The organism is Sphaerospermopsis kisseleviana CS-549, assembly GCF_028329225.1.
GTDB classification, from domain to species: Bacteria; Cyanobacteriota; Cyanobacteriia; order Cyanobacteriales; family Nostocaceae; genus Sphaerospermopsis; species Sphaerospermopsis kisseleviana.
The window spans coordinates 1-11,949 of sequence record NZ_JAQMTI010000280.1 but is presented as its reverse complement, the minus strand read 5'-3'; the positions used below and the strand labels follow the sequence as shown (position 1 = coordinate 11,949).

10 protein-coding genes and 1 pseudogene are annotated in these 11,949 nt (G+C 33.4%); 3 read left to right on the top strand and 8 right to left on the bottom strand.

Annotated features, from left to right (window positions below; genetic code table 11):
* From PN497_RS22485 to PN497_RS22470, 4 genes and pseudogenes are all read right to left on the bottom strand, one after another.
* Positions 1 to 366: pseudogene (locus PN497_RS22485) on the bottom strand (hypothetical protein); the annotation flags it as partial.
* 471 nt (positions 367 to 837) lie between these two features.
* The gene (locus PN497_RS22480) at positions 838 to 2,481 is read right to left on the bottom strand and encodes a site-specific DNA-methyltransferase (protein ID WP_096572711.1); all 1,644 of its coding nucleotides are present in this window, start codon (positions 2,479 to 2,481) and stop codon (positions 838 to 840) included.
* A gap of 258 nt (positions 2,482 to 2,739) precedes the next feature.
* Positions 2,740 to 3,123 carry a type II toxin-antitoxin system VapC family toxin gene (locus PN497_RS22475; RefSeq protein WP_096568801.1) on the bottom strand — a complete coding sequence of 128 codons (384 nt, stop codon included), beginning with the start codon at positions 3,121 to 3,123 and terminating at the stop codon, positions 2,740 to 2,742.
* Positions 3,120 to 3,341, bottom strand: a complete 222-nt coding sequence (locus PN497_RS22470) for a hypothetical protein (protein WP_096572710.1) — start codon at positions 3,339 to 3,341, stop codon at positions 3,120 to 3,122. Before PN497_RS22470 ends, PN497_RS22475 begins: the two co-directional genes overlap by 4 nt.
* A gap of 286 nt (positions 3,342 to 3,627) precedes the next feature.
* Between PN497_RS22470 and PN497_RS22465 the strand changes: the two genes are divergently transcribed.
* Both PN497_RS22465 and PN497_RS22460 read left to right on the top strand, forming a co-directional pair.
* The gene (locus PN497_RS22465) at positions 3,628 to 3,861 is read left to right on the top strand and encodes a YgiT-type zinc finger protein (RefSeq protein WP_096568799.1); all 234 of its coding nucleotides are present in this window, start codon (positions 3,628 to 3,630) and stop codon (positions 3,859 to 3,861) included.
* 32 nt (positions 3,862 to 3,893) lie between these two features.
* Entirely contained in the window at positions 3,894 to 5,255 is a 1,362-nt protein-coding gene (locus PN497_RS22460) for an NB-ARC domain-containing protein (protein WP_096568795.1), read from the top strand.
* Between the two features lie 91 nt (positions 5,256 to 5,346).
* Here the strand turns inward: PN497_RS22460 and PN497_RS22455 are convergent, their stop codons facing one another.
* The 3 genes from PN497_RS22455 to bchD all read right to left on the bottom strand — a co-directional run bounded on the left by PN497_RS22455 (position 5,347) and on the right by bchD (position 9,749).
* Positions 5,347 to 6,399, bottom strand: coding sequence for an MAE_28990/MAE_18760 family HEPN-like nuclease (locus PN497_RS22455; protein WP_096568792.1), 1,053 nt, complete (start codon positions 6,397 to 6,399; stop codon positions 5,347 to 5,349).
* 6 nt (positions 6,400 to 6,405) lie between these two features.
* Positions 6,406 to 7,578 carry a DUF262 domain-containing protein gene (locus tag PN497_RS22450; RefSeq protein ID WP_096568760.1) on the bottom strand — a complete coding sequence of 391 codons (1,173 nt, stop codon included), beginning with the start codon at positions 7,576 to 7,578 and terminating at the stop codon, positions 6,406 to 6,408.
* 149 nt (positions 7,579 to 7,727) lie between these two features.
* The gene (gene bchD / locus PN497_RS22445; RefSeq protein ID WP_096568757.1) at positions 7,728 to 9,749 is read right to left on the bottom strand and encodes a magnesium chelatase ATPase subunit D; all 2,022 of its coding nucleotides are present in this window, start codon (positions 9,747 to 9,749) and stop codon (positions 7,728 to 7,730) included.
* Between the two features lie 263 nt (positions 9,750 to 10,012).
* Between bchD and PN497_RS22440 the strand changes: the two genes are divergently transcribed.
* Positions 10,013 to 10,669, top strand: coding sequence for a Uma2 family endonuclease (locus PN497_RS22440; RefSeq protein ID WP_096568754.1), 657 nt, complete (start codon positions 10,013 to 10,015; stop codon positions 10,667 to 10,669).
* Between the two features lie 198 nt (positions 10,670 to 10,867).
* On the opposite strand, the gene PN497_RS22435 is transcribed toward PN497_RS22440, so the two are convergent.
* The coding region (locus tag PN497_RS22435; RefSeq protein ID WP_334310689.1) for a lamin tail domain-containing protein at positions 10,868 to 11,949 on the bottom strand (1,082 nt) is incomplete at its 5' end.

Genomic DNA, 11,949 nt, shown 5'->3' with positions numbered 1-11,949 from the left:
TTTGCTTTCATCTCCTAATATGGCTAAACTAACTACTGGTTTATGGTATAAATCAAAGGATCGGTAGTTATAGATATACATTCTTTGGGAAAATTCTTCATCGTATTGACTTTGTACTTCGATGTGAATTAATATCCAAATTTCTGTGTTATCTAGTAACCACACTTGATATAATTTATCAGCATAGCGTTTTTCTGTGTTAGAGGTAGCTGTAATTTGTTCTAGTTCTTTGTCTAGGGAAATTGGTGTTTTACTCTAGTCTATTTGTTGATAAATTTGGGGATAAAAGAAGTTGATAAATTCTGGAAAGTATTTTTCTATTGCTCCTTTCCATGCTTGATCATAATTGGCTGTTGTTTGGTTCATGTTTAGGTTTTTTAGTTTTTTATTTGCTGGTTAATTGTATTTGATACTGATGTATTAATAAGAATTTTTATGATTTTTTAATTATTTGATTTGGTGGAGGTAGGGTAAATTATGGGTAGTATAGCGATCGCTTCAGGGAGTTACCGCTAACGCATTTCCAAAGTATCACTAAATCGTGCATCATTGATAAATTAAAAATAGTGAATTATTTACATCTGCAATTTATTTATAAGCTGTTGTGCATTTAATTTGTATAAGTTTAACAGGCAAGATGCCTGTTCCACAAGAGCTAAGAATATTATGATTATAGAATTTAGCTGCGTAACAGCTTAAAAACCGATATTTTTGTAGGGGTTTAGCAATGCTAAAGCCCTACCCATGTTCTGATGAAATAGGTTAACTGATGAAAATTTATTAAAAGTTAATATATGTGTTGGGTTTCGTTTCCTCAACCCAACCTACTAGATATTATTAAATATCTAACTCAATTTGACTTGCTTTTACTTCTTTTTGTTTTTCTGCACTTTTTAAAACTTCATAAGCTAATGTCATAGTTAATCGTTGTTTATTTTCAATAATATCTTGCACAGTAACAATTTGAATTTTATCACAACTATGAGGCATGAGTTTATTTTGATAAAAACCAGCAGACTTGGCAGTTTTTAACATATCTTTGGTAGGATCTTCTAAGGTGATAAATATGGCAATTCTGGCATTTTCTAAGGTCATTGTTCCTAATAAATCGCGGATATCTCCTGATTTTACCTTCCCAGATTTAACTTGTAAGATGATTTTTTCTTGATCTCCTTTATCACCGTAAAAATAAACAATTCCGTCTACTCCTTGATCTGATCCTTTTTTGATGTTAATTATTCCTCGGTTATTTGTATAGGTTAAAATTGCCCATTTTTCAAATTCTTTACGAGTGCGATCGTCTTTTTTATTTGCTAATGCTATTGCGCTTTCGATATCTTTGGGTATACCATGTAATTTAATGGTGTCTAAAACTCCTTTACCAAAGCTGTCTTCTAATCTTTTTAAGACTAAACTTATACTTTGATAAGTGATGTCTATTCCTATCCATTGTCTGTCTAATTTTTGAGACACTGCAACAGTTGTACCACATCCACAGTAAGCATCTAATACGATATCATTTTCGTTGGAACTGGCTTTTATTATTCTTTCTAATAATGCTTCTGGTTTTTGTGTTGGATATCCTAAACGTTCTTTCGTAGTAGGGGGAAATGATATATCTGTCCAAATATCTTGTAATACAGGATTTTTTGTTTCATGTAAATATTGTTTTAAACCATCCTTTCTAGGTCTACCATCCTTTTGTAGTAAAATATCACCATTTTCATATAATTCTTCTAGCTTTTCAATAGAAAATCTCCATTGTCTATTATTTCCAGGATGAACACCTTTCCATTCTACAGTTCTTGTTTCTGAAAATTTTGGAGCAGTTAAGTTTTCTGCTCTATATAAACCTTTTTGATCTGAATACTTATAACGAGATAATTGTTTATCCGAATGAATATTATCTATATAATTAAATATTTTTGACTGTGATTTGCTATAAAATAATATACGATCCTGAATCCTACCAAATCTTTGAGAATCGTTATGTGCGGTGGTTCTTTTCCAAATAAGTTCATTTAAAAAATCTCCACCTTGAGAACAAAAAACAGCATCTAAAACTAACTTTAAATAATGACTAGAGGTAGGATCGCAATGTAAATAAAAACTACCTGTAGGTTTTAAAACTCGATGAATTTCTGTTATTCTTAAAGTCATACTCACTAAATAAGCAAGTAAACTACCTGTTCCTAAAACATTACTTAAACCTGTAATTAAAGCAATACATTGTTGAGTAAATAACCCATGATAATTACTGGTGATTTCACTTAATCCCTTAATAGCGTGATCATCCCATTCCCAAGTATCAATAAATGCTTGTGCTTGTGCTTTATCTTCTGAACCAATATTATTATAAATTTGATTGTAATTGCGTTTAGAATTAAAAGGAGGATCAATATAACATAAGTCTACCGATTCATCTTTAATATACTTTCTTAAAACTTCTAAATTGTCTCCATAATAAAGTTGATTAACCATAGTTTTCCTCAAAGCATTGTAATTGAATACACCTTGATTAATCATTTTTATAGATTGTTACTTTTTTGTCACCTCAGAAAATCCCTGATATTCCTTGATGTATAATTAAGAAATATTACAAAAATACCTGAAAATACCTGATTTTTTGGAATCAATCTAAGTTATAATACTTGAACAGCTTATAAAATCTGGTAGAGTGCGTTAGACTGCATCAATCCTGTAAATAAGCGGATTCTTGATATCTGACACATCTTACAACTAATTAATAGAAGGTTGATGTAAATTTAAGCCTTTAATAAAACGAAAATCTTTAACATTTAATGTATATAAATCAATCTGATTAACTAATGCTGTTGCAGCAATTAAAGCATCAGGTATACTTAATTTATGACTAAGAGAGTAATTTTCCATTAGTGTAATAAACTGAGTAGATATCATGACATCAATAGGAAAAATATGGAGTAATTGTAAATGGGTTTTAATTTTTTTCAACTCCAAATTATTAATAGCACCATAATATAATTCAGCTTGAGTAATAGAACTAATAGCTAATTGATTAATTCCCTGAAACCGCAGTTCAGAGATAACTTGAGAATTGTTTTTATAAAATTTTATGATAATATTTGTATCACATAAAATCATTTATTTTCTGTTCTCCATGCTTCTTGACGAATGGATTGAGTGCTAATATCTCTATTTTCCCAAATTCCCGCTAAATCAAAAAATTCTTGTTCACTATCAGCTATATTATTGTTATCTTCTACTACTTCTACAGATTTGACAAAATCTAAAGCAGAAATAATTTTTAGTAGCATCTCGGCTTTTTCTTTATCAGCAACTTGAATGATTAATTGTTGCATATTTTTATAATTAATTCTATGATTATTATACATTATTTTTCTGGATTACGTCTAGTCGCAGGAAAACCATTATTTTATATGGGTTTAACAATGCTGATATTACTTGATATTTAATGAAAAAATATTAAAAAAATACCTGAAAATACCTGATTGTTTGGAAGCAATATAAGTTATAATACTTGAACGGCTTATAAAATCTGGTAAGGTGCGTCAGACTGCATCAATCCTGTAAATAAGCAGATTCTGATCCAAAAGAATGGATTAATTATTGTCAGAGGAGGTCATAATGTTGAGTTGTCATATTTGTGGTTCAGAAAATTTTACTCAAGAGTTAGTAAATGAAACTTTTGAAATTAACGGTAAACTAATTTTAGTTGAGGGTATTCCCGCTAAAGTTTGTTCTCGTTGTGGAGAAATAACTTTTAGTAGTGAAACTGCGGAAAATATTCGCTCACTGCTGAATAGTAATAAAAAATCTCATAAAAAAATTGAGATTGATGTTTTTGCTTTTTCTGCGTAGCGGATAATATCAATTTATAACATCTAGTTTTTATGACTATTACAGAAATTTTGCAATTTGTAGATAATTTAATTTTCACAGAAACAGATCAGCATTTAGATGATCTGCAAAAAAGAATTATTGAAGAATTATTTAAGGGTAAAACTTATAAACAAATTGCTGAACTTTATAATTATGATGAAGGTTATATTGGTGATGAAAGTAGAAAGTTATTTAAAACATTATCAGATAAGTTGGGAGAAAATATTAATAAATCTAATTTTGCTTGGACTATAGAAAGAGTTGTAAATTCTAAAATTTCTCAGTTTTCTAAAATTATTAATTTTGAGAACAATCATATTAATTTATGTCATCAAAATAAATCAAATAATAAAGAAGAAACACAAAAATTTTATTACCATGATTTAACTTTATCACCAAGAATTATTAGATTTTATGGAAGAGAGAAAGAATTAGAATATTTATCTAATTGTGTTCTCAATCAAAACACCCCTTTAATCTCTATTTTAGGTTTATCAGGAATTGGTAAAACTACTCTAGTTAAAAGATTTGTAGATTTCAACTTAGATAAATTTGAAGTCATAATTTGGAAAAGTTTAAAATATCCCAAATCTCTAAATTTACTCATTGATGATTTATTGCAAGTCTGTAAACAACAACCTGAAAAAAATCTAGATGATAAAATCAAACAACTATTTAATATTCTCTCTACACAAAAATGTTTAATCATCCTTGATGATATCCAAAATATCTTTACACCTGGTGAACTTGCGGGAAAATATCAACCAGAATATCAAGACTATCAACCCTTATTCAAACTTGTTACAGAAACCCAACATCAAAGTAATATTATCTTAATTAGTCAAGAACAATGTCCAGAAATGGAATCTTTAGATCCAGAATTATATCCCATCAAATCTTTAGAAATCTCAGGTTTATATCATTCCGATATTCTCCAAAATACAGGATTAAAAAATCAGGATAGTTGGTTAGATTTAATCAAATTATATACAGGTAACTTAATGTTTTTAAAAACTATTACCGTCTTAATTGCCAAAAATTATGATGGTGAAGTTGTTGAATTTTTAGCAGAAAATACATTACATATTACCCAGCAAATGCAGTCTCATTTTCAAGAGATATATAACCGTTTATCACCTATAGAAAAACAAATAGTATTATATTTGAGTAGATTTGAAAACCCTATTTCTAGAGAAGAATTAAGACAAACGTTAATAGAAACCTTAAATTTATCCTCAGTTGATTTTAATAACGGTTTACAATCTTTACAACAACGGTATTTAGTAAGTAAACTGAAAGAAGATAAAGTGATGTTTTCATTATCTTCTGTTTTTCGGGAATATGTGAGAAATCTCTCGTTTACATTAAACTAGATCCCCGACTTCTATCATGAATGATCAATTATGAAGATCATGATCAAAGAAGTCGGGGATCTGATACCCCTATTTAGATTTTATATCTGCTTTAAGTCGTTAATTTATACAAACGCAAATCTTTTCTGGCCTCAACATCAAATTTTAACCCTACCTCCATTCCTGTGGTTGTTTTAATCTCATCAGTAATTGACTGATCATTATATTTAATACTCTCTATTTTAGCTTCTTGACAGTAGGATTCTCCTACTAAAATAATAGTGCTACCAACTGATAATGAACATTCTATATATGCTGTGAAAACACCAGCTTGAGGTTTTTTAAACCACTCTGTAATTTTACCAACTTCTTGTACTTGTCCAATTGATTCTTTACTTTGAAGCACCTGATAATTGACTAATTCAGTTAGTGCTTGACATAAACTTTCAACAAAATCACATAATTCTAACAGTGGTTTAAATCCTAACCAATCTTCTATCTTTGTACTATGTGCAGCGTCGTTGCGATAACTAATTAATGTATTAAGTTCTTTTTCCATCGAAGTTTCATTTCCTCTAATTTCTTCAATAAAATATTTTACATATCTATGTTTTATGATCCAACCCCAAGTATCAGAAATACCAGCATTTGCTAATAATCTTTCTAAGCTATTTTTGCGTAAATTCTGTTCATGAAAGAGAAAAGCATCTGGTAATAGTTGATATTTATCTTCTCCAGTTTCTCCATTCAATAACCCCAGCATGACCTTTTGTACAGATAGGTTCTTGTATCTATTATTATCTTCTTTCAATATTTCTTGCAGCAGTCTTCCTACTCCAGTTTGGTGAATCCTACGAATAGTTTCGTTTAAGTCTGAATAATTTGGATATAAACTTGGTAAAATAATTAACCAATCTCGAATTAAGTCTTCTACAAAGGTTTCATAAATAGCATACAAACGAGTGACGACAGCACAATGATCATAAACACGCCAATCAGTTGCTTCCGGGATATCTTGAAACATATCCATGAGGACTATTTTTGTTTCTTCTGGATATACAGAAACATCTCCAAAAGCAATGTCTCGAATTTTCTCATTCGTTTTGATAATGGCACGAATTGTAGAAATATTAGCTTTTACAGCCATGAGCAGATTTTGAAACATTGCTTTTTACTCTGCTATGACTTGAGATAGCATATTATCAAATATACTGATTCTTTCTTGAATATCAGTCTTGGTTTTTCCACCTCCAGTAAACAGCTGTGATGTATCTTCTCTAAACAGAATTTTAGTTTTTTCAATTACTTTTGACTTACGTTCCCATAAAATATTTGAATCTTCTAAATGTCTACTAAAACCCACCATTACTGCATCATAATAAGCTTTGTATGCTCTATCCTTCCAAGTATCAGACTGAGGATCAAAAGGTTTGAATAATTTCTCTCCATATATGTGGTGAGCTAGATTGATAGTTTTGAAAAAAATGTCTTTTAGAAATTCGATATCTTGAGCAGAAAATGATAGACTTTTCATCATATATAAGTCGAGAAATCCCTCCATACCTCTACTAAACTTATCAGTATTACGCAATGCAAAAAAACGCAGAATTAGTTCCGCATCTTCCATCTTTTTGTAGAAGTTATTTTTCTGAAGTTCTTCTTTATCATCAATGGGAATATTCCAAGCTGCTGCAAAAATTGGATTAGCTGCTAACTCTAGCAATAACTGATTAAACTGACCATAAAATGAACAATTACGTATTTCCTGACGACTGAGTGCTACTCCTCCAGTGTTGATACGCGCAAAAGCAAGCTGTTTTAAAAACAGTGCATCTTCTGGACTAGATGTTGACTCTGTAATTAAAACTATAGTCGAAATAGAACGACGATCAATTCCTGCTTTAATATTTCCAGGAAGTTCATTATATGTACGTCCATTCAGTTCTGGCCAAAGTTCTAAACCTGTTAATTGCAGACGATTTTCATAAAAATCTTTAAGAGCAGTAATTCTCTGTTGACCATCCATTACTTCATAAACATTATATTTCTTTTCATACAGAATAATTGGAGGTACAGGAATGTTAATCAAAAAAGATTCTATGAGTTGAGACTGTTTTGTCTTATCCCATCTATTTCTCCTTTGATAAAAAGGTCTAATATCCATATAACCGGGTTTTTTTAACGATTCTACAAAAGCTGGTAGCTTTTCCCGGTTCATTTCAGTTAATATTCTTTGTTCACCTTTTTCATATTTAGCATTTATTTCTTGATCAGACATTTTTACATGGTTTGTAGATGCTATTTTTTCCCACATCTTTTCTTCGGTTGGAGCTAGAAGTTGCATTGACTACATTCTCCTTCAATGGTAGTAAAAATCAATAGACTTATCTACAAATTAGCTTAACCTAAACTAGATCCCCGACTTCTTTGATCATGATCTTCATAATTGATCATTCATGCTAGAAGTTGGGGATCTGATATGATTCTGACAATCTATTTAGATTTTATATCAGCGATCGCTCCTCTAGCCATAGATGCGATCGCCTTATCTGTCGCTTTCGGTAACTGGTAATATTTACCTCCCGCAGTTTTCGCTAACTCTTTCGCAAAACCAGTAGAAACAAACTTACTTTCTGTATCAATCACCAGTAATTGCATCCCTGCGGCTCTAATTCTCGCTGCAATATCTAGCAATTCCGCTTTGATATCCGGTTTTTCCCCTGGTTCTTGAGGTTCACCTAAAGAACGTGATAAGGGAATATTACCACGACCATCCGTAATTGCCACAATCACAACCTGACCAATATCTCCGCCCATTTGAGCATTGACACCGATTCTCACCGCTTGCGTTAACCCATGTGCTAACGGTGAACCACCACCACAAGGTAATTTTTCTAACCTGTTTTTCGCTAACGCAATAGAACGGGTAGGAGGTAATAACACTTCCGCTTGTTCACCACGGAAAGGTATCAAAGCAATTTGATCACGGTTTTGATAGGATTCGGTTAAAAGCTGCATTACTGCACCCTTGGCAGATTGCATCCGGTTTAATGCCATTGAACCAGAAGCATCAACCACAAATACAACTAAAGCGCCCGCTTTCCTAACTAACCGCTTTGTCCGCATATCACCCTGTTCAACAATTACCTTTTTATTCGGCTGTCTGGCGCGACGTGCTTTTTGATACGGGGCTGCGGCTCGCAATGTGGCATCTACGGCAATACGTTTTACCTTTCCTTTGGGTAACATCGGCTTGATGTAACGTCCCCGGTCTTCTGAGAAGATTAAACTACGACTTCCAGATTTACCTTGACGTTGGGACATCTGAGCAAAATATAATACATCAGAATCCAAAATTACCCCTTCAGGATCAAATACAAACTCTTCAGGAATATCTGGGGGTTCTTGTTGTTCCTGTTCTTCCTGTTGTTCTTCTTTGTCTTCCTGTTCTTCCTCTTCCTGTTGTTCTTCCGAGTCGTCTTGACTTTGTGGTGGTGGGGGTGGTGGAGGTGGTTGATCTGGGGGTGGGGTTTGAATGATGGTAGTGCGGGGAACGATCACCAACTCTACCGCACGTCGCAAGTCTTCCGCGTTAACGGTATTACGTCCTTCTAAAGCTGCTGCTGCTTTGGCAACTCTTACCGCAAACAATTCGGCGCGATGTCCTTCTACTCCAGCGCGGATACATTCATTAACAAGGTATGTGATTTGTTCTAAAGAAATGCTGACTTCTTTTAACCATTCCCTTGCTAAAAGTATTTGGGTTTTGAGTGCGTCTATATCTTCGCTGTATTGGTTTAAAAATTCTTGGGGAGAACGGGAGTAAGCAATGGCCTGTTCCACTGCTTCCACTCTTTGATCTAAACCCAGAACACCATCAGCAGAAAGGGCGATCGCAATTCTATCAAGTAAATGCTCCCTTAAAGCGCCTTCCTCTGGGTTGTAAGTTGCAATAAACAACGGTTTACAGGGATGTTGAAAACTGATACCTTCCCGTTCTATCTGGTTGCGTCCCTCAGATAATACCGCTAACAGTTGATTACTAATTTGGTCATCTAATAAATTGATTTCATCCACATATAACACACCTCTGTTACAGGTGGCCAGTAACCCTGGTTGAAAAACTGTATCACCCTGTTTTACCGACTGTTCCACATCCACAGAACCTAAAAGTCGATCTTCGGTGACACCCAAGGGTATTTGCACAAAAGGAACGGGTTTTACTTCTGTTTCTATTTCCTGTCTTTGTTCCGCTAACAGTTTATCATCCCATTCTTCCGGGTGGTTTGGATCACAGTTGCTAATGGAATCTTTCACAACTTCTATAGGTGGTAACAAGGCGTGAATGGCACGCGCCATCACAGATTTAGCCGTACCTCGACGACCAGCAATTACCACACCCCCCAAACCGGGATCTACTGCTGTTAACAGTAATGCTATTTTAATCGCTTCTTGACCGACTACAGCAGTCAATGGAAAAGCTGTTGTTGTTGGGGTTATCGTAGGCGCTGGCATTTTGTTTTTATTGGTTATTATATTTTTTAGGATAGCATTTTTATGTCTCACGCAAAGACGCAAAGACGCAAAGAGAAGAAGGTAAGGGTTTTTTTATTATAATGTTTTGTGTATTTCAGACTTCTTTTTTTGTAAGAACTCCATACCAGAAATTATTTAAAACTCTATTCCCTATTTATTCCCTGTAAAATAATAAATAACTTGATTGAGTACCACTGTCAAATAAAACAATTATTTACCTTTGGTAAAATGGAGATATAGATATGGTACAGCAAATTACACCAGAAACCCAATCAGAAATAATCTACCCTGATAGTGATGGAAAACCGATGGCAGAAAATACAGAACACTATGAATGGATAGTTAAAATTAAGGAGAATTTAGAAATACTATTTGCATCAAACCCTGATGTATTTATAGCAGGTGATTTACTTTGGTATCCAGTTGAGGGAAGTGTAAAAACCCGTCAAGCACCTGATGTCATGGTGATTTTTGGTAGACCAAAAGGTAGACGTGGTTCTTATAAACAATGGGAAGAAAATAATATTGCTCCCCAGGTGGTTTTTGAAATATTATCTCCCGGAAATCGTAGTCAAGAAATGGCGAGAAAGTTACTTTTTTATCATCGTTATGGAGTAGAAGAATATTATATTTACGATCCAACAACCCTTGAATTAACCGGACTTATTAGAGAAGAAGAATGGTTAGAAGAAATTGAAGAAATGAATAATTGGGTAAGTCCACGTTTAGGAATACGTTTTGAATTAACATCAGATAATTTAGAAATTTATTATCCTGATGGAAGAAAGTTTCTCACATCTCTGGAATTAAATCAACAATTGGAACAGGAGCAGCAAAAATATCAAGACTTATTAGCGAAATTACAAGCTAAAGGAATTGATATCAATACACTTTCATAACTTGAAAAATTCAGATCCCCTACTTATCAAATAATTCGGGGATCTGATGCTGGACATTCAAAGCTGAATACCTTTCAACAATGGACAATTAACAATTAACAATTAACAATTAACAATTAACAATTACCCATCCATGAAACCTTGAATGAAACAATTATCAATTATCAATTGTCAATTATCAATTGATAAAAAACCTACCTATGAGAAACCATAGTTATAGACTTTTTTATCACCGGAACGGGGTACAATTGCCCAAAACATGACATCACTCATTGCACCTAGTGATAACTCAAAAATCCAATTTTCATCTACAGTTTCCCCATTTTCAGCGGTGCTACGTTTCTCAGTAGGATATAAAGTTAATACCCCATTTTCATTGAGATAAGAACGCAGTTTTTCCGTAGCGACTGCTTTGGTTACATCATTTGGTAAATCAAAACTACCAGGATCATTGAGAATTAATCCTAAAGGACTTTCAGCATCACTTTCATCTTCTAAGAAACTGCGAATTGCTAGAGATACAGCTTCGGTAAATGTTACTTTTCCACCTAAAGACATTTGTTTGTTAACTGCATTATAAGTAGCAACAAACTTGAGTTGAGGAACTTTTAATTCTTGTTTGATACCTGCAACGGTATTTTTACCATAAGCTAAAGTAGAAACATTGTTTCCTGCTGCATCAAACAATTTTGCTTCATCCCCTGCATCATTCCAAATTGCAGAACGACTACCAAAGGAGAAACCACCGGTTTCAGGATGTACTTCATTTGTGTAAACACGGAAACTCTTACCACCTTCTAACACAGTTCCTTTGGGGAAAATGAATACTTGTTTAGCACTACCCGCAGAAGTAATTTTCCAACCAGAAATATCAGCAGGAATGTTACCAAAATTGCTAATTTCTATGTATTCATCGGACTGAGTACGTTTGACTTGACCTTTGTAAGATAGTTTGGAAATGGTGACACCTTGAGTAGCAGTAATGGTAAATTCTTCTGAGTCACTAACTGGAGTTTCCGGTGTACTTTCAACCGTGGTTTCTGGTTTAACTTCCGGTGTTGATTCAGCGACAGGTTGTGGTGTTGGTTCTGGTTTAACTTCCGGTGTTGATTCAGCGACAGGTTGTGGTGTTGGTTCTGGTGCAGGAGGTTTAATAAATTCAGCAGTACCTATTAATCCTTGTCCATTACTATGGGTGAGAACGATTTGATTTAGTTGTGAATCAGTTTGTAAATCAGTAATGGAATTACCATTGTTTTGATAAAGGGTTTTGACTCCTG